The organism is Cytobacillus purgationiresistens (assembly GCF_030813235.1).
Classification (GTDB): domain Bacteria; phylum Bacillota; class Bacilli; order Bacillales; family Cytobacillaceae; genus Cytobacillus; species Cytobacillus purgationiresistens.
In genome coordinates this window covers 106,968-125,167 of sequence record NZ_JAUSUB010000004.1, presented here as the reverse complement: position 1 = coordinate 125,167, position 18,200 = coordinate 106,968, and the positions used below count along the sequence as shown (strand labels likewise).

The following is an 18,200-nucleotide window of genomic DNA, read 5'->3' as shown; positions in this document are numbered from 1 at the left end:
AAATTATGCAATAAAATGATTGCCCAATAACTTAACAGATGGTAGGATGAAAGTGAGCTTGAAAGTTTAGAATTTTCGACAATTCATTTAAAGTGTAAAAGTAATATTGCGCTCTTTTTGAATGAATTTTAAATCATTAAAGCAATTAGATTACTTAATCTAGTATGTGCTAAATTGGAAAAAATTATAAATGCGAATGATTTCAAGAGGAGAGACTACGCTTTTTGTAGCGCCGAAGGAGCAAGCAAATATATCATTTGTGAATCTCTCAGGCAAAAGAACTCTTGTTTGACGCATCTCTGGAGAGAGCCCATGTTAATCTGGGCCACCCAAGGGGAAAGCTGTGAATACAGTAAACTCTCAGGTGAAAGGACAGAGGTCTTCTCAGGTTTTTGAGGGGATTTTCTGTCTTTTTTTTGCGTATTATTTCAAGTCATCTAAGAATTTTCGACAATGAATAAAGGGGGATGAGTAAATGTCGCAGTTAAAGAGTACACCTTTACATGACGTTTATAAAGAATATGGTGGAAAAACCATTGACTTCGGTGGCTGGGATTTGCCAGTACAGTTTTCAAGCATTAAAGAAGAACACGAAGCCGTGCGCACAAAAGCGGGTCTTTTCGATGTCTCGCATATGGGAGAAATTGAGGTAAAGGGCCCTGATAGTTTGCAGTTTCTTCAGAAAATGATGACAAATGACGTCTCCAAACTGAAAGATCTTGGTGCTCAATATACAGCAATGTGCTATGAAAATGGTGGTACTGTTGATGATTTACTTGTTTATAAAATACATGATGCGAATTATTTGCTTGTAGTCAATGCAGCGAATATTGTTAAAGACTTCTCATGGCTTGAAGACCATTTAGAAGGGGATGTACAAATTAAAAACCTTTCAGAAGAAATGTCACAACTTGCCTTGCAAGGACCGCTTGCACAATCTGTCCTGCAAAAATTAACTGATACTGACTTAAGTGAAATTGGATTTTTTAAGTTTCGTCAGGAATTAAGCCTTAATGGAAAAAGCGCACTTGTATCAAGAACTGGTTATACAGGCGAAGATGGATTTGAAATTTATTGCAACAACGAAGATGCAGTCCCATTATGGAATGAAATATTAGCTGCAGGAAAAGAAGAAGGTGTCCTCCCGTGCGGATTGGGTGCTAGAGATACTCTTCGTTTTGAAGCGAATCTTGTCCTTTATGGACAAGAATTATCTGCAGACATTTCCCCATTAGAAGCAGGGATTGGGTTTGCAGTTAAAGTTAATAAGGAAGCGGACTTTATTGGTAAAGAAGTATTAAAGGGGCAGAAAGAGCATGGCGTACCAAGAAAATTGGTTGGAATTGAGATGATTGATCGAGGAATTCCACGCCATGGCTATTCTGTGTATATTGGAGAAGAAATGATTGGAGAAGTTACTACAGGTACTCAATCTCCAACATTGAAAAAGAATATCGGCTTAGTGCTTATTAAAGCGGATTATTCTGCTCTTGATACCGAAGTGGAAGTGGAAATTCGCGGCAAGCGTTTAAAAGCACAAGTAGCATCTACACCATTTTATAAAAAAGAAAAGAAGTAACCGGGGGGAGAAAACCAATGAAACATCGCTATTTACCGATGACCGAATCAGACAAAGAACAAATGCTGGAGGCGGTCGGAGTACAGTCAATTGATGAGCTTTTCAGTGATATACCTGAGAGTGTTCGATTTAAAGGCGAATATAATATTAAACCGGCGAAAACAGAATCAGCTTTATTGAAGGAAATGACACTTCTTTCACAAAAAAATGCCGATTTAAGAACAAATACTTCTTTCCTAGGAGCTGGCGTTTATGATCACTATATGCCAGTAATTGTAGATCATGTTTTATCACGTTCTGAATTTTATACGGCCTACACTCCGTATCAACCAGAAATATCTCAAGGAGAATTACAAGCGATCTTTGAATTCCAAACGATGATTTGCGAGTTAACTGGTATGGATGTAGCGAACTCCTCCATGTATGACGGCGGAACGGCTTTGGCTGAAGCTGCGATGTTAAGCGCAGGTCAAACCAAACGTAAAAAAGTATTAATCTCAAGTGCAGTTCATCCTGAATCTAAGGAAGTTGTAAAAGCTTATGCAAAAGGTCAATACATTGATGTGGTTGAAATTCCACATGAAGATGGTGTGACAGACATAGCGGCTTTGAACGACATGATTAGTGATGATATCGCTGCTGTTGTCATTCAATATCCAAACTTTTTCGGGCGCATTGAGCCGCTCGCTGAATTAGAAAAAGTAATTCACGCAAATAAATCATTGTTTGTCGTATCCAGTAATCCACTTTCCCTTGGGGCACTTACTCCTCCAGGTAAGTTCGGTGCAGATATCGTTGCTGGAGATGCACAAGTATTTGGTATCCCAACAGCATTTGGCGGTCCTCACTGCGGTTATTTTGCTGTGACAAATAAATTGATGAGAAAAGTGCCAGGCCGTCTTGTTGGACAAACGGTTGATGAGAACGGAAAGCGTGGCTTTGTTCTTACACTTCAAGCGCGTGAGCAGCATATTCGCCGCGATAAAGCGACTTCTAATATTTGCTCCAACCAAGCTTTGAATGCTCTAGCAGCATCTGTCGCTATGACAGCATTAGGTAAACAAGGTGTAAAGGAAATGGCAGCCGCTAATATGCAAAAAGCCTATTATACGAAACAGCAATTCAAGAAAAATGGATTTGAAATTGCTTTTGATGGAGCCTCATTCAATGAGTTCGTCATCAAATTAAATACACCAGTTAAAGAAGTAAACCAAGCTCTTCTTAAGAAAAACATCATCGGCGGATATGACTTAGGCAGAGATGATGAAGCTTTAGGCAATCATATGCTTGTTGCTGTAACAGAGCTTAGATCAAAAGAAGAAATCGATACATTTGTTGCAGAAATGGGGGATTACCGTGCATAACGAAGATCAGTCTCTTATATTTGAACTAAGCAGGCCAGGAAGAATCGGCTATAGCTTGCCGGAAATGGATGTTCCAGAAGTAGATTTAAGTGAGCTTATTCCAGAAGGCTATCAACGTGAAGAAGAAGCTGAGCTGCCTGAACTGTCTGAGCTGGATATCATGCGTCACTACACTGCACTTTCAAAAAGAAATCATGGAGTGGATTCAGGGTTCTATCCATTAGGTTCATGTACGATGAAATATAATCCAAAGATTAACGAGAATGTTGCTCGTTTTAACGGTTTTGCCCATCTTCACCCGCTGCAGGATGAAAGTTCTGTCCAAGGTGCATTAGAGCTCATGTATGATTTACAAGAGCATCTTGTTGAAATTACTGGCATGGATGAAGTGACTTTGCAGCCAGCAGCAGGTGCACATGGTGAATGGACAGGGTTAATGATGATCCGTGCATACCATGAAGCAAACGGTGATCATAAGCGAACTAAAGTAATCGTACCTGACTCTGCGCATGGTACAAACCCAGCTTCAGCGACTGTAGCAGGCTTTGAAACATTGACTGTCAAATCCAATGAGCATGGATTAGTGGATTTAGAGGATCTAAAACGTGTTGTCGGGGACGATACAGCTGCATTAATGTTAACTAATCCGAATACGCTTGGATTATTTGAAGAGAACATTCTTGAAATGGCGGAAATCATCCATGGTGCAGGAGGGAAGCTTTATTATGACGGAGCAAACCTAAATGCAGTGCTATCAAAAGCTCGCCCGGGAGATATGGGATTTGATGTCGTTCACCTTAACCTTCATAAAACTTTCACTGGTCCTCATGGCGGCGGCGGCCCTGGTTCAGGTCCTGTTGGGGTTAAAAAGGATTTAATTCCATACTTGCCGAAACCGGTCCTTGTTAAAAATGAAGAAGGCTACAGCTTTGACTATAATCGTCCTCGCTCCATTGGCCGTGTGAAGCCTTATTACGGAAACTTTGGTATTAATGTCCGTGCTTACACATATATTCGTTCAATGGGTCCTGATGGTTTAAAAGCAGTGACTGAAAATGCAGTGTTAAATGCAAACTATATGATGAGAAAACTGGCGCCTGCCTTTGATTTGCCTTATGACAGACATTGTAAACATGAATTTGTCCTAAGCGGCAGACGTCAAAAAAAGCTGGGCGTACGTACGCTTGATATCGCTAAGCGCCTGCTTGACTTTGGCTATCATCCGCCAACAATCTACTTCCCATTAAATGTAGAAGAATGTATGATGATTGAGCCAACCGAAACGGAATCCAAAGAAACGCTCGATTCATTTATCGAGGCAATGCTGCAAATTGCCAAAGAAACAGAAGAGAACCCGGAAATCGTTCAGGAAGCACCTCATACAACAGTGATCAGCCGCTTAGATGAAACTCTGGCAGCTAGAAAACCTGTATTACGCTATCAAAAACAATAATAGATAAAAGCTGATTCAAATTCTGTCATGAAGAATTTGAATCAGCTTTTTTTGTTTCGAGTGTAAGACCAGAGAAAACAGCTGTAGATGATAGAAAAGGGAGAACAGACTGCACATTAAATAATATATAAATTTCAAACCTTATCAGCAAATAACCAAACAAAAGAGGTCCCCGTAATGAGAACCTCATAATCAGCTTATTTTTTAGCTTTTATCTTTCCGTTCCATTTCTTAAATCCACCTTGCAGATGTGAAAGGTTTCTGTACCCTTTTCGGTGCAGAAATTGGGCAGCTCTTCCACTTCTCATACCGCTTTGGCAATATAAGTAAACTGGCTTGTCTTGGCGCAATTCTTTCATCCGCGTTTTCATTTGTGATAATGGAATATTTCGAGCACCAAGGATATGGCCAGCATCGAATTCATTCGGTTCCCGGACATCAATAAGCTGTGCTTTTCTATAGCCTTCGATAAACTCTTGTTCAGATAAAGTTTTAACAATTCTCTTTTGATATAACCATGTAATGACCGAATAAACGATAATCGCACCAATAATTATTAGAAGGAAATAAAGTGTAGTCAATAGATATTTCTCCTTTCACACTTTGCTTAAGCCAAGATATATTATATAAGGTTTTCCTAGGTTCCGTAAAGGAAAACGTGGAAATTTATTTTGAAATGAATTTGCTTTTTTTTTACATGGAATTTTGGTAGACTAGGAGACGCTTATCATTTTCGTAAAACATTTCGTAAAAGAGGGTTATTATGAAGAAAGAAGTATGGCGGTTTATTGATTCAGGAATGGGTTCACCATCCTTTAATATGGCTTTAGATGAAGCCTTACTGGATTGGAATAGTGAAGGGAAAATGCCACCTGTTATTAGGTTTTATGGTTGGAATCCCGGTACGCTTTCTATCGGCTATTTCCAAAAAGCAGAGAAAGAAATCGATTTGGCAGCAGTGAAACGGCATGGTCTAGGATTTGTGCGCCGGCCAACCGGTGGCAGAGGAGTCTTGCATGAGCAGGAACTTACATATAGTGTCATTGTCCCTGAAGAGCATCCAGAAATGCCAAAAACGGTTACAGAGGCTTATAGAGTTATTTCCGAAGGGGTTTTAAAAGGTTTCCATAACTTAGGCTTGGAAGCATATTTCGCTGTGCCAAGAACAGACGAAGAAAAAGATTCGCTAAAGAATCCCAGGTCATCTGTTTGTTTTGATGCACCGAGCTGGTACGAACTCGTTGTGGAAGGCAGGAAGGTAGCAGGAAGTGCCCAGACGAGGCAAAAAGGCGTGATCCTGCAGCATGGTGCTATTCTGCTTGATATTGATGAGGACAAACTTTTCAGCCTATTTAAATACTCTAGCGATCGCGTGAAAGAGAGGATGCAGCGTGCTTTCAAAAGTAAGGCTGTTGCAATCAATGCGATAACGTGCGAAAAAGTCACATATGATCAAGCGAAAATTGCATTCAAAAAAGGATTTGAAGAAGGTCTGAATATTGAATTAGTTCCCTATGAACTTACGGAAGAGGAACTTTCTTATGTTGAGAAATTAGCACGAGAACGATATGAAAGTGATGAATGGAATTTTAAAAGATAAAAACAAATTTTTTTAACCAGATATGGAGATTATAGGATACACGGTCTGGGTGATGATAGAGTCTCGCTTTTGAAAAGATAGAATAGCTCAGCCTAAGTATTTGATCGACTTGGTTTATTTAGCCAGCACATCTTCTATGCATTTTCTGATATTCTAGTAATTCTATGAGAGAAAAAAGTGCAAACCGCAAAATTGGTTAAAATTAAATAGAATATCCCATAAATCCAATCAAAACTCTCATTTTCTCTAGATTATCCTTTTTTTTATGTTTGACAAATTTATTTTCTTTCGAACTAAACACAATATATAGTGGTGTCGAAAATAATCGGAACACTATATATTGATTTTTTATGTTTGAATATGATAACGTAAGGGTATTCTCTAAAACATCGGCAGAATACATTTATATAATTATTTTATAGAGAAATCAGATTTTATTTATTGAAGGAGTTGTCATAATGTCTGTTGCTACTGGACAAAAAATGAACCTAAATATTGAGAGATTAAATGAGGACATCCGCTTATTCCCACAGGTGCACCCAATTACTCCGGAGATGAAATTAACTCACAAAGGCGTTTCCCGTCTTGTTATGTTGGACAGATATACATTCAAAGATACTGAAAAAGTCACTTTAACAGCAGGAGATTTCGTAGTTTTAACTATCAAGGAGGATCCTAAGTTTCCAGCTCGCGGATTAGGCTATATCGTTGAAATTGACTGGGAAGACAAGTCTGCAACGGTAATGGTTGAAGAGGATTACCGAGGTGTGCTTGATGATCCAGAGGAAGCTAAAACAGGGATAATTAAGAAATCACTTGATGTAATCGAGAAACCGCTTGAAATTTATTACGAGCAAATTGCTAAACGGAATGCAACTGGCCTCGCATCAGTTGAAAAAACAGAAGAAAAGCAAAAGGAATGGTTCGAGAAGTTTTACCAAGAGCTTGCAAGCCTAAACTTTATTCCTGCTGGTCGAGTATTATACGGGGCGGGAGCAGATACAGAAGTTACTTACTTTAACTGCTATGTTATGCCGTATGTACAAGACTCTCGAGAAGGTATTTCTGAACACCGCAAACAAGTAATGGAAATCATGTCACGCGGCGGTGGTGTTGGCACAAACGGTTCTACTTTGAGACCTCGTAACACATTGGCAAAAGGTGTTAATGGCAAGTCATCAGGATCGGTTTCATGGCTTGATGATATTGCAAAGCTAACGCACTTAGTTGAGCAAGGCGGCTCAAGACGAGGTGCGCAAATGATAATGCTAGCGGATTAAATAGATGCAGTAGTCCGCGTCATTCAGATAATGAATGACAAGAAAATCGGGTGAATTGCAGGGAAATCCTTAGAGGCTGACATGCGACAACGTGACTGGAAACGGTGAGCGTGAACGCTTAAAAAATGTCAAGCATTGGACAATCTGCAGCCAAGCGTCATTGGGCAAAGGTAATGGCGAAGGTTCAACGACTAGAGAGTGAGTCCCAACAATAAACTCTCATTAGCGCCCGGCCCCTACAGACTTTTCTGAGGGTGATGATATAGTCTAGTCCGGCTGCAAAGCAGCGTAAATATCCTGAAAGGGACGGTATGTACGTGGCATCCTGATATTATTGAATTTATTATTTCTAAAATGCAAAACCCAAGAATCCTGCGATTCCTTATTGAGAATACGAAGGATGAAACGATCAAAAAGTATGCGAAAGAAAAATTAAAATTCACTCCGTTCACAGAGCAAGAAATTGCGATGTACCAAGGGATTATGAACTATCAATCCATTCCAGGATCTGGCGGATTTAATGATAAAATCTTTAAAGATGCAGAAGAAAAGCTGCAAATGGGCGGCACTTATTCCGTTCATAACTCAGAATTTTTAACAGGTGCGAATATTTCAGTGTGTTTAACGAAAGAATTCATGGCTGCTGTTGAAAATGATGCAGAATATGAGCTGCGTTTCCCTGATGTGGAGAGCTATGATGCCGACAGCATGAAAGTCTATAATGAAGAATGGCATGAAGTTGGCGACGTGCGTGAGTGGAAAAAGCTTGGTCACCCAGTACGTGTTTACCGAAAAATCAAGGCAAAAGAGCTTTGGAACTTAATTAATATCTGTGCCACTTATTCTGCAGAGCCGGGTATTTTCTTTATAGATAATGCTAACGATATGACAAATGCTAAGAGTTATGGCCAAAAAGTTGTTGCAACAAACCCTTGTGGAGAACAACCTTTAGCACCTTATAGCGTATGTAACCTAGCAGCAGTTAATTTAGCAGAAATGGCAGATAAAGACACCAAAACAGTTGACTTTGAAAAGCTAGCAAAAACAGTAGAAATCGGTGTGCGTATGCAAGATAACGTCATTGATGCCACTCCATATTTCCTTGCAGAAAATAAAAAACAAGCACTTGGTGAGCGTCGTGTTGGCCTGGGTGTTATGGGTCTTCATGATTTGCTCATTTACTGTGAAACAGAATATGGCTCAGAAGAAGGCAATCAATTGATAGATAAAGTGTTTGAAACGATTGCGACAACAGCTTATCGTGCATCTGTTGAAATTGCGAAAGAAAAGGGAAGTTTCCCGTTCTTAACAGGTGAAACAGAAGAAGAGACGAATCAGCTCCGTGAAGCATTTACGAAAACTGGGTTTATGGGAAAAATGCCTGAAGACATTAGGACGTCCATTCTAGAAAATGGTATTCGTAATTCTCATTTATTAACGGTGGCGCCTACTGGATCAACTGGTACAATGGTCGGTGTTTCAACCGGGCTTGAGCCGTACTTCTCTTTCTCTTACTTCAGAAGCGGCCGTCTTGGTAAGTTTATTGAAGTAAAAGCGGATATCGTTCAAGAATACCTGGATAGAAATCCGGGAGCAGATGCAGAGAATCTTCCTGAATGGTTTATTGCTGCAATGGACCTTGCGCCTGAGGCACATGCGGATGTTCAGTGTGTAATCCAGCGCTGGATTGACAGTTCAATCAGCAAAACGGTTAATGCACCAAAAGGTTATAGCGTTGAGCAGGTTCAAAAAGTGTATGAGCGTCTGTATCGCGGCGGAGCAAAAGGCGGAACGGTCTATGTTGATGGTTCACGCGACTCTCAAGTGCTCACTCTAAAAGCGGAAGAAAATACATTTGAGGACGCGTTGGAGAATAAAGGAAAGAATAAGCAACATGTAGTACTCGTAGATACAATCAGTGATCTTCGTTCCACTGATGTAACGATTGGTTCTGAGGTTGGAAACACATGTCCAGTTTGCCGCAAGGGACAAGTAAAGGAAATTGGCGGCTGTAATACATGTACAAACTGTAACGCACAATTGAAATGTGGTTTATAATTTCAATTGTAAATAGGCAATATTTTTTAAGCTTGTTGAGAATCCTTTTTCTCAACAAGCTTTTTTAATTGTACTTTTGGTACATCCTTGATCTCTATTAATCGTCCCCACAGAACTCTGACTGCTAAAAACTTAAATCGAATCGCAAGAAGACTATGTGATGATCCAGAAAAAAAATCGGACTATATACGAGCTATCCTGATTATGAATGTATAAGTAAGTTCATTGATAGGGGTGGCTTGCATGGAAATAGATGGTGTGTTTTCTGGAGGAGGCATTAAAGGATTTGCTTTGATTGGTGCCTATGAGGAAATAGAAAAGCAAGGATTTCGCTTTAAGCGGGTGGCAGGAACAAGCGCGGGTTCACTCATTGCAGCGTTAATTGCTGCTGATTACTCTAGCGAAGAAATCACTCGAATGATGGACGAATTAGATTTGAAGAAGTTTTTAGACTCTCGTAAAACATTCATTCCATTAGCTGTCGCTAAGTGGCTCTTTCTCTATTGGAGTCTGGGCCTATATAAGGGAAATGAACTTGAAAAGTGGATTGAAGATAAGCTTGCGGCACGAGGGATAAGAACATTCGCAGATATACCGCCGCAATCATTACGTATTGTTGCTTCTGATTTAACGAATGGACGCTTAGTCATATTGCCAGATGATTTACCCAATTATCAAATTGATCCGGGCACTTTCTCAGTAGCAAAGGCAGTTAGGATGAGCTGCAGTCTCCCTTATTTTTTTGAACCGGTCAAATTGCATGGCCCTGGTCACACAACAAGTATTATCGTAGATGGAGGTGTTCTTAGTAACTTTCCAATGTGGTTATTTGATAAGGAGAATGTCAAAAAAACACGCCCGGTAATAGGGGTTAAATTGAGCCATAAAATAAATGAGCGGCCATCTATGAAAATAAAAAATGCGATTCAAATGTTTGAAGCCCTTTTTGAAACAATGAAGGATGCACATGATGCCCGCTACATCTCTAGGAGTCATGAGCAGAATATTATCTTTATTCCAACTGATGGTGTATTAGCAACTGAGTTCGAATTATCTCCTCAAGGAAAAACAGATCTATTATCCTTGGGAAGGGAATGTGCAAACGAATTTTTATCAAAATGGACGTACTAAGAAAAGCGCAGGCCCCTTTCTCAGCCAAGGCATAGCATAAGACGAGCCTCGCGGAAAGGTGTGCTTTACCTTTCTGGGTGGATTGGCCATAGACCATCGAGGGGCAGGCTGCTTGCGCCAGACATTTTTCTAACTTAAAAAATTTACTTTCTCATAAAAAAATCGGACTTCTATAGAGAAGCCCGATTTTTCTTTTTGCCTTTTTTGCCCTCAATCACAGTTAAATGTGTAGAAGAGTTTCTTTTTGTTTTCTTTATGGATGTTAGAGAGCCTGCTTTTGCTTTTCGGCTGCTGGCAGGACCTTGCTCGTTATTTTTAAACCGTCTTTTTGATTTTTTTGCTGCTTGTGCAAATGCTCGGTGCTCACGTTTACTGGGATTAGCTCGTGTCACTCGCTGCACGACGAAGTAAATAACAGCTGCGATAATAGCGATGATTGCTATGCTTTGGAAAAGACCGGTCGGGTTAGTAATAAGCTGAACGCCTAGTCCAAGGAATGCAAGCGTGATTAGTCCTAAGACAATATAAAAAGAAATCCGATTTTTCAAGAAAGCCACCTCCCTATGAGCATGATGAGCATTTTGTTCTGCTTTTAAACTTCCTTTTTAAAAAAATGATAAGCTTTCTCGTCTACTCTTCAGAGGTATCTTACCCAATTTTTTTAAAAAAAAGCAATAATTACTTAAGAAAAATATTATTCTAACATCCCTTGTACTATCAATATTAAAAAAAAAATAAAAAAGTGTGGATGAATGAAATCATTTTAAGTCATTTATTCAATTAAATTCTACCTTAAAGTCTTTAACACCTCCAAAATCATTAAAAAATGAAAGAAATAGAAGCCGGAAAATTAAATTTTTGTGAAAGATGCAATGGTTTGTTTGGCTTTGGACATAATAAAAGCGGAGGTGGATTAAAATGGGAGAAGAACATCAAGAATTAGAACAAAATGAACGAGAAAAACCGATGTCATTAATGACATTAACCGTATTAACTGGTTTCATAGGCGGGATATTATGGAGCGGTGTCGGTTATTTGTCTTATGTTCTTAATTTTACAGAAATCAGTCCAAGAGTGATTTTAGAACCGTGGACAATCGGAGAATGGAAAGATAGCTGGCTTGGAACAGTGATTGCAATTGGGTTGATGGGTGTTATTTCTATTGTTGCAGCATTGATTTATTATGTTACCTTGCGCAGGTTTACAAATATGTGGATAGGTGCGGGCTACGGCATTGTTATTTTTCTTCTCGTTTTCTTCGTTTTAAATCCAATTTTTCCAGGGATTTCAGCCTTTAGTGAGCTTAGTCGCGATACCATTATGACATCCGTTTGCCTTTATCTTTTATATGGTATTTTCGTCGGTTACTCTATCTCATATGAAACGAATGAGTTAAAAAAACAAAAAAAGATGGAGAAACAGACACAAACTGATACGCAATCGTAGTGAGTAAGAATTATTTTGTGATAGAATGTTCTTATTGAACATTCTTTTTTCACGGGAGTTAAAACAATATGAAAAAAATCTTGCTTTTAAACGGACCTAATCTAAACTTATTAGGTCAGCGCGAGCCAGGTATATATGGCTCTGAGACGCTGGAAGTGTTAGAGAGTCATGTGAAAAAAATAGGCAATACAAATGGTATTGAAGTGACATGTTTTCAATCGAATCATGAAGGAGCTTTAATAGATCAGCTGCATGAAGCGAATGCGCTTCGATTCGATGGTGTCATTTTAAATCCAGGTGCTTTTACGCATTATAGCTATGCGATCCGAGATGCGATTGCAGCGATAGATGTGCCGGTTATTGAAGTACATATTTCAAATGTTCATGCACGAGAAGAGTTTCGCCATCATTCTGTCATTTCTGCAGTGACGAGAGGCCAAATTGTTGGTTTGGGGATACGCGGTTATGAATTGGCCGTGTATGCATTAAAAGATTGATAAAGGGAGAGGATTTTAATGACAAAAATACAAAAACTACGATCAAATTTCGCAAAACTTGGAATTGACGGATTCCTTATTACGAGCCCTTATAATCGTCGCTATATGTCGGGCTTTACAGGTTCTTCAGGTGTCGTGTTAATCAGTGAAGAAAAAGCATTATTCATTACTGATTTCCGCTATACTGAGCAAGCGGCCAAGCAATGTGAAGGATACGAGATTGTTAAACATACTGGTTCAATCCCTGATGAGGTTGGTAAGGTTGTTAAGCAGCTTGGAATTAAAAAATTAGCTTTTGAGCAGGATCATGTAACTTTTTCGGCTCATCAAACTTTTAATAATGCAATTGCGGCAGAATTGGTACCAGTTTCAGGTGTGATAGAAAACTTACGCTTGATTAAGGATGAATCAGAGATTAAGATATTAAAGGAAGCAGCGAGGATTGCAGATGCTGCATATACTCACATTCTTGACTTTATACAACCGGGTAAAACGGAAATTGAAGTTGCGAATGAACTTGAATTCTTTATGAGAAAAGCTGGTGCTACATCATCTTCTTTTGATATGATCGTCGCTTCTGGCCATCGAGGTGCGCTTCCGCATGGTGTAGCAAGTGAGAAAGTCATCGAAAAAGGTGAGTTAGTCACATTGGATTTCGGAGCTTATTATGATGGATATGTTTCCGATATCACAAGAACACTTGCTGTAGGAAAACCTAATCCGAAGATGAAGGAAATCTATGACATTGTCCTAGAGGCTCAACTTAGGGGAATGAAAGGGATTAAGCCAGGCATCACAGGTAAAGAAGCTGATGCATTAACTAGAGATTATATCACTGAAAAGGGATATGGAGAGCATTTTGGCCATTCAACTGGTCATGGTATAGGTCTTGAAGTGCATGAAGGGCCTGGGCTTTCTTCGAAGTCTGATATCGTACTTGAGCCTGGCATGGTTGTCACTTGTGAACCGGGTATTTATGTCCCTGGCTTAGGCGGCGTGCGGATTGAAGATGATACGATCATAACAAAAGATCATAATGAATCACTAAATGATTCTACAAAAGAATTAATTATTCTTTGATGATTGATAATTAGGAGGATTTTTGCATGATTTCAGTAAACGATTTTCGAACAGGATTAACAATTGAAGTGGATAATGGCATTTGGCGTGTCATTGATTTCCAACACGTAAAGCCTGGTAAAGGTGCTGCATTCGTACGTTCAAAACTGCGTAATCTACGTACAGGCGCCATTCAAGAAAAGACTTTCCGTGCAGGTGAAAAAGTAGGGAAAGCTCAGATTGACAACCGTAAAATGCAATATTTATATGCAAATGGTGATCAGCACGTATTCATGGATACAGAATCATATGATCAAATTGAACTTCCTGCAACATCGATTGAATATGAATTAAAGTTCTTAAAAGAAAACATGGAAGTTTCCATCATGCTTTATCAAAGTGAAACTTTAGGTGTTGAGCTTCCCAATTCAGTAGAGCTTGAGGTTACTGAAACAGAGCCGGGTATTAAAGGAGATACTGCTTCAGGCGGAACGAAGCCTGCTATCCTTGAAACAGGTTTAAGTGTTCAAGTTCCTTTCTTTATTAACCAAGGTGATGTTCTTATCATCAATACAACTGATAGCTCTTATGTTTCACGTGCATAATAGCTAACGAAAGATCCCGGAAGCAGAAGCTTTCGGGATCTTTCACGTTTACTAGAAATCAATGGTTTAGCACCAAAACGAGATCTAACAACAAAAGGCATAAATATAATGCCTAAGAGGTGATGGACTTGCTAGTGAAACTTGAGTTCACTGAATGATATAATTCACTTGTCTTTCTGCTCATGTTATTGTAAGATAATAAACATCAAGGCTGCGTTGTTCGTTTGTATATGAAGTTTCACCTTTACGTATTTTTTGGGAGTTCGACATCATTGCTGGATTAACATGCCTGCTTCGTTCAGGACGCTTAGGATAGCAATTGAGAGCACCCACCTGGTGGAGCAGGTCTGAAACTCCATATAAATCGGCGGCAACAGCGGCTTACATACTTGATCAAAAAACATGCTCCGACCTAATGGTTGGCATGTTTTTTTTATTTGCGAATTTAGATAGCAGCTACGCCATTAAAGTTCATATCCCATCAATAGAGCGATTTTTTTTGGTATATCTGTATTATCAAGCACTCCGTGAAACTCTTCCTCACCTTTGCCGTAGGCCATGAGAATAATTGGGTTTCCTGTATGCCCTCCGGCTGAGCTTAGTGTTCGAATCTTACTTGTTACAATTCCTGCGTGATTCTTCTCTGCAATTAAGCTTCCAATTTCCCATGCTGCTTTGTTTTGTGGATAAACTTTTCCTCTCGAACTCATTATTCGATCATGTACATCCTTTAATTCTTCGTCTGTTAAGTCGATTCCCGCATATTCTTTCATTACGGTATGCATGGATGTCAAGTCATACCCCGTGCCATTTTTATCTTTCTTAAATTGCGAAACGATATATTCCGTTGAAGCCTTTATTGACTTTAAGGCTTTTATATTAAGCGGCTCTGTTCCGGATAAGCCCATCGTTTCATGATCAGCCAGGACGATAACCAATGTATTTTTGTCCTTTTCTGCCCAGTTTTTGGTATACTTGACTGCTTCGTCAAATTCGATTGTCTCCTTCCATACCCCTGCTATGTCAGCAGCGTGTGCAGCATGATCTATTCTTGCGCCCTCTATCATTAAAAAAAAGCCATCCTGTTTATTTAATAATTCAATTGCTTTTTTTGACATTAATTTTAAGGAGGGTTCTGAGCTTTGTATGTGTTTGCGGTCGGCCTTGAAGCTCATATGAATAGGGGCGAATAACCCGAGAAGCCTATCTCCCTTCATATTCACGAGTTCATTTTTACTTCTCACAAGCTTATAGCCATTCTTTCTAGCCTTTGCTAATAAATCTTCTTGAAAATAACTTTGTCCGCCGCCTAAGACAACATCAACCCCATTTTCAATTTGCTGTCTGGCAATATCTGCTTGGTTGGCCCAGCGATCAATTGCACTTGCTGTAAAGGCAGCAGGCGTTGCATCTGTTACTGAGTTTGTTGAAATAACCCCTGTTTTTTTGCCATCTTTCCTAAACAAATCTAAAATGCTATCGACTTCTTTTCCATTAGGATTGATGCCAATCATCCCGTTATTTGTTTTCTTTCCAGTAGCTAAAGCAGTCCCGGCAGCCGCAGAATCAGTTACGATTCCGTTGGCGGAATAGGTATGGACGAGTGCAGTCTGCGGGAGCGTTTCTAAAAACAATCGTCCGTTTTTGCCGTACTCCAGTTGTCTTGCGATTTCAATTTGACCTACTCCCATACCATCACCAATCATGAGAATCACATTTTTGGGCCCATTCACCTCCGCGGATGCTAAAGCTTGTGTTTCTGATAAACAGCTGTTTTCAACTAAAAAAACACAAAAAATTGTAATCAACACATAAAAGATTTTTACTTTCATCTTCCAATCCCTCCGTTATATCTATTTACGTTTATTGTTCCTTCTCTTGTTAGGATTATTTGAAAAAGAAATCAAAGTCATAATGTCGCAAAGTGGGCATACATTTTAATACAGGAGATGCTAGTCCTATATTGATGCTAACATCTAATCATTTTTTTAAAGGAGGAACTTTCGAGTTGGAACCCATTCTAACTTTTTTGCCGAAATCCATAACTGAAGTAATCATGCAACTGCCTTCTCGACAGTTAAGCAGTTTAGAAGAGATACGCGTGCGCATTAACCGACCATTGGAAATCGCTGATAAAGGAAAATACGTACTTTTGCCATATGTAGTCACGGCGGATGATGCTATTCATTTATTAAATAAAATTAGTCATTTTTCGATATATACACTCGAAGAAGAGTTGCGAAGAGGATATATCACTATAGAAGGTGGGCATCGTGTAGGGCTGGCAGGAAAGGTCATTCTTGAAGAAGGAAAGGTTAAAGCAATTAGGGATGTTTCATCCTTTAATATAAGGATCGCTAAAGAGAAAATTGGGATTGCTGAAAAACTTGTTCCGAATATTTATAGAGGTGACTGGCTTCATACAATGATCATTGGTGCTCCACAAACAGGAAAAACGACATTACTGCGTGATATCGCCAGAATCGTTTCTACAGGAGATGAGCATCATCATTTTCCAGCAAAGAAAGTGGGCATTGTCGATGAACGTTCAGAGATTGCAGGCAGTGTCGGCGGTATTCCGCAAATGACCTTTGGAGCAAGGGTGGACGTGCTTGATTCCTGTCCGAAGGCAGAAGGAATGATGATGATGATTCGCTCGATGAGTCCGGAAATTTTAGTAGTGGATGAACTTGGCAGCAAGGAGGACGTAGAGGCAGTCATGGAGGCTGTCAATGCAGGAATCAAGCTGATCACAACCACTCATGGCTATTCATATGCAGACATAAAAAAGCGGCCTATTCTGGAACCGCTACTGAACTTAGGGATTTTTGAGCGGTTTGTCGAGTTAAATCGGCGTGCCGGGCCCGGAAGTGTACAAGCAATCAGAAATGCTGATGGTAAAGAAGTTCTTCAACAAGTGAGGGTGCCATAAATGATTAAATTATTCGGTGCGGTGTTAATCATTGTTGCAACGACTTTAGTTGGATTTGAGTTTTCAAGGCATTTAAGTGAACGTCCGCGTCAGCTTCGATTATTAAAGTCAGCCCTGCAATCATTGGAGGCTGAAATCATGTATGGGCACACCCCCTTGCATGAGGCATCAAGGAGATTGGCGGCCCAGCTGGCTAAGCCCCTTTCAACATTCTTTCATTCTTTCTCTAAAAAGTTAACGGATACGGAAACAACGGTGAATGAAGCATGGGAGAAAAGTTTAAAAGAAATATGGAAATCAACTGCTTTAAAGCGTGGAGAATACGAGATTATGAAGCAGTTTGGCGAGACATTAGGAAGACATGACCGCATATCGCAGCAAAAGCAAATTCAGTTGACCCTGGCCCATCTAGAAAGAGAAGAAGCAGATGCATATGACAAGCAGGCCAAATATGAAAGGATGGCGAAAAGTCTCGGATTCTTATCAGGTCTTTTGCTCATCATTTTATTGATTTGAAACGAATAAAGCATTTCCCAAGGATGGAGAAGCTTAGGAGGAGAGAAGAATGGGCTTAGACGTAGATATAATCTTTAAGATAGCGGGTGTGGGCATTGTCGTTGCTTTCTTGCATACGATTTTAGATCAAGTAGGCAAGAAAGAATATGCCCAATGGGTCACATTATTTGGCTTTATTTATATTTTATTTATGGTTGCTTCCGTAGTGGATAACCTATTTCAGAAAATCAAATCCGTCTTTCTATTCCAGGGCTAAAAGGGGGGGTTCGCCATTGATATTCTAAAAATAGTCGGGATTGCTCTGATCGCTACCTTTCTCGCCTTAGTTGTCAAGGAACAGAAGCCTAACTTTGCCTTCCTGCTTGTTGTATTTGTGGGCTGCACTATTTTTTTATACTTGATTGATCAAATTTATATGATCATTCATATGATTGAAAAATTAGCTGTGAATGCCAACGTTAATATGGTGTATTTAGAAACCATTTTAAAAATTATCGGGATTGCTTATATTGCGGAGTTTGCCTCGCAAATCACCAAGGATGCCGGGCAAGGAGCCATTGCTGCAAAAATTGAAATGGCAGGAAAGATATTCATCTTGGCAATGGCTATTCCAATTTTGACCGTACTGATAGAAACAATCATTCAAATGATACCAAGTTGAACAATGTAATGCTGCTTAG

16 protein-coding genes, 1 other RNA gene, 2 pseudogenes and 1 riboswitch are annotated in these 18,200 nt (G+C 39.6%); of the genes and pseudogenes, 16 read left to right on the top strand and 3 right to left on the bottom strand.

Annotated features, from left to right (window positions below; translation table 11 throughout):
* The first annotated feature begins 196 nt into the window (after positions 1-196).
* Positions 197-294: riboswitch (glycine riboswitch) on the top strand.
* 181 nt (positions 295-475) lie between these two features.
* Genes gcvT through gcvPB form a run of 3 tightly spaced genes read left to right on the top strand, consistent with a single transcriptional unit; the run spans position 476 to position 4,396 of the window.
* Positions 476-1,579, top strand: coding sequence for a glycine cleavage system aminomethyltransferase GcvT (gene gcvT, locus J2S17_RS06225; RefSeq protein ID WP_307472967.1), 1,104 nt, complete (start codon positions 476-478; stop codon positions 1,577-1,579).
* Between the two features lie 17 nt (positions 1,580-1,596).
* Entirely contained in the window at positions 1,597-2,943 is a 1,347-nt protein-coding gene (gene gcvPA / locus J2S17_RS06220; protein ID WP_307472966.1) for an aminomethyl-transferring glycine dehydrogenase subunit GcvPA, read from the top strand.
* Positions 2,936-4,396: an aminomethyl-transferring glycine dehydrogenase subunit GcvPB gene (gcvPB, locus tag J2S17_RS06215; RefSeq protein WP_307472965.1), complete on the top strand. Its 1,461-nt coding sequence runs from the start codon at positions 2,936-2,938 to the stop codon at positions 4,394-4,396. The genes gcvPA and gcvPB overlap by 8 nt, the downstream gene beginning before the upstream one ends.
* 197 nt (positions 4,397-4,593) lie before the next feature.
* Here gcvPB and J2S17_RS06210 read toward each other — a convergent pair whose 3' ends face one another.
* Positions 4,594-4,977, bottom strand: a complete 384-nt coding sequence (locus J2S17_RS06210) for a rhodanese-like domain-containing protein (protein WP_307472964.1) — start codon at positions 4,975-4,977, stop codon at positions 4,594-4,596.
* A 182-nt stretch (positions 4,978-5,159) separates the two neighbouring features.
* Between J2S17_RS06210 and lipM the strand changes: the two genes are divergently transcribed.
* The 4 genes and pseudogenes from lipM (at position 5,160) to J2S17_RS06190 (ending at position 10,465) form a co-directional block, all read left to right on the top strand.
* On the top strand, positions 5,160-5,996 hold the full coding sequence (lipM, locus tag J2S17_RS06205; protein WP_307472963.1) for an octanoyltransferase LipM: 837 nt from the start codon (positions 5,160-5,162) through the stop codon (positions 5,994-5,996).
* 458 nt (positions 5,997-6,454) lie between these two features.
* A pseudogene (locus J2S17_RS06200) lies at positions 6,455-7,273 on the top strand (ribonucleotide reductase barrel domain-containing protein); the annotation flags it as partial.
* Between the two features lie 321 nt (positions 7,274-7,594).
* Positions 7,595-9,334 (top strand): annotated as a pseudogene (locus tag J2S17_RS06195) (vitamin B12-dependent ribonucleotide reductase); the annotation flags it as partial.
* A 243-nt stretch (positions 9,335-9,577) separates the two neighbouring features.
* The gene (locus J2S17_RS06190) at positions 9,578-10,465 is read left to right on the top strand and encodes a patatin-like phospholipase family protein (protein WP_307472962.1); all 888 of its coding nucleotides are present in this window, start codon (positions 9,578-9,580) and stop codon (positions 10,463-10,465) included.
* Between the two features lie 170 nt (positions 10,466-10,635).
* On the opposite strand, the gene J2S17_RS06185 is transcribed toward J2S17_RS06190, so the two are convergent.
* Complete coding sequence (locus J2S17_RS06185) at positions 10,636-11,022, bottom strand: SA1362 family protein (RefSeq protein WP_370874965.1); 387 nt, start codon at positions 11,020-11,022, stop codon at positions 10,636-10,638.
* Positions 11,023-11,383: 361 nt separating this feature from the next.
* Here J2S17_RS06185 and J2S17_RS06180 point away from each other — a divergent pair, with 361 nt between their 5' ends.
* The 5 genes from J2S17_RS06180 (at position 11,384) to ssrS (ending at position 14,459) form a co-directional block, all read left to right on the top strand.
* Entirely contained in the window at positions 11,384-11,911 is a 528-nt protein-coding gene (locus tag J2S17_RS06180) for a YqhR family membrane protein (RefSeq protein WP_307472959.1), read from the top strand.
* A 68-nt stretch (positions 11,912-11,979) separates the two neighbouring features.
* Positions 11,980-12,408, top strand: coding sequence for a type II 3-dehydroquinate dehydratase (gene aroQ / locus J2S17_RS06175; protein ID WP_307472958.1), 429 nt, complete (start codon positions 11,980-11,982; stop codon positions 12,406-12,408).
* 18 nt (positions 12,409-12,426) lie between these two features.
* Positions 12,427-13,488, top strand: a complete 1,062-nt coding sequence (locus tag J2S17_RS06170) for a M24 family metallopeptidase (RefSeq protein WP_307472956.1) — start codon at positions 12,427-12,429, stop codon at positions 13,486-13,488.
* A 26-nt stretch (positions 13,489-13,514) separates the two neighbouring features.
* The gene (gene efp / locus J2S17_RS06165; protein ID WP_307472954.1) at positions 13,515-14,072 is read left to right on the top strand and encodes an elongation factor P; all 558 of its coding nucleotides are present in this window, start codon (positions 13,515-13,517) and stop codon (positions 14,070-14,072) included.
* Between the two features lie 205 nt (positions 14,073-14,277).
* A non-coding RNA gene (gene ssrS / locus J2S17_RS06160) (6S RNA) lies at positions 14,278-14,459 on the top strand.
* A gap of 77 nt (positions 14,460-14,536) precedes the next feature.
* Here ssrS and J2S17_RS06155 read toward each other — a convergent pair.
* Positions 14,537-15,904 (bottom strand): alkaline phosphatase, encoded by a 1,368-nt coding sequence (locus J2S17_RS06155; RefSeq protein ID WP_307472952.1) that lies wholly within the window; start codon positions 15,902-15,904, stop codon positions 14,537-14,539.
* Between the two features lie 176 nt (positions 15,905-16,080).
* Here J2S17_RS06155 and spoIIIAA point away from each other — a divergent pair, with 176 nt between their 5' ends.
* From spoIIIAA to spoIIIAD, 4 genes are read left to right on the top strand one after another with little or no spacing between them, the layout of a single operon-like run.
* On the top strand, positions 16,081-17,004 hold the full coding sequence (gene spoIIIAA, locus J2S17_RS06150; RefSeq protein ID WP_307472951.1) for a stage III sporulation protein AA: 924 nt from the start codon (positions 16,081-16,083) through the stop codon (positions 17,002-17,004).
* Positions 17,005-17,520, top strand: a complete 516-nt coding sequence (gene spoIIIAB, locus J2S17_RS06145) for a stage III sporulation protein SpoIIIAB (protein ID WP_307472949.1) — start codon at positions 17,005-17,007, stop codon at positions 17,518-17,520.
* Positions 17,521-17,569: 49 nt separating this feature from the next.
* Positions 17,570-17,776, top strand: coding sequence for a stage III sporulation protein AC (spoIIIAC, locus tag J2S17_RS06140; protein ID WP_066201092.1), 207 nt, complete (start codon positions 17,570-17,572; stop codon positions 17,774-17,776).
* A 15-nt stretch (positions 17,777-17,791) separates the two neighbouring features.
* Complete coding sequence (gene spoIIIAD, locus J2S17_RS06135; RefSeq protein ID WP_307473251.1) at positions 17,792-18,181, top strand: stage III sporulation protein AD; 390 nt, start codon at positions 17,792-17,794, stop codon at positions 18,179-18,181.
* Positions 18,182-18,200 lie beyond the last annotated feature (19 nt).

Coding starts and splice junctions, on each gene's coding strand:
- J2S17_RS06155 (WP_307472952.1), bottom strand. CDS start 15,904: ATGAAAGTAAAAATCTTTTATGTGTTGATTACAATTTTTTGTGTTTTT.
- J2S17_RS06180 (WP_307472959.1), top strand. CDS start 11,384: ATGGGAGAAGAACATCAAGAATTAGAACAAAATGAACGAGAAAAACCG.
- gcvT (WP_307472967.1), top strand. CDS start 476: ATGTCGCAGTTAAAGAGTACACCTTTACATGACGTTTATAAAGAATAT.
- spoIIIAB (WP_307472949.1), top strand. CDS start 17,005: ATGATTAAATTATTCGGTGCGGTGTTAATCATTGTTGCAACGACTTTA.
- J2S17_RS06190 (WP_307472962.1), top strand. CDS start 9,578: ATGGAAATAGATGGTGTGTTTTCTGGAGGAGGCATTAAAGGATTTGCT.
- efp (WP_307472954.1), top strand. CDS start 13,515: ATGATTTCAGTAAACGATTTTCGAACAGGATTAACAATTGAAGTGGAT.
- aroQ (WP_307472958.1), top strand. CDS start 11,980: ATGAAAAAAATCTTGCTTTTAAACGGACCTAATCTAAACTTATTAGGT.
- spoIIIAC (WP_066201092.1), top strand. CDS start 17,570: ATGGGCTTAGACGTAGATATAATCTTTAAGATAGCGGGTGTGGGCATT.
- gcvPA (WP_307472966.1), top strand. CDS start 1,597: ATGAAACATCGCTATTTACCGATGACCGAATCAGACAAAGAACAAATG.
- J2S17_RS06170 (WP_307472956.1), top strand. CDS start 12,427: ATGACAAAAATACAAAAACTACGATCAAATTTCGCAAAACTTGGAATT.
- lipM (WP_307472963.1), top strand. CDS start 5,160: ATGAAGAAAGAAGTATGGCGGTTTATTGATTCAGGAATGGGTTCACCA.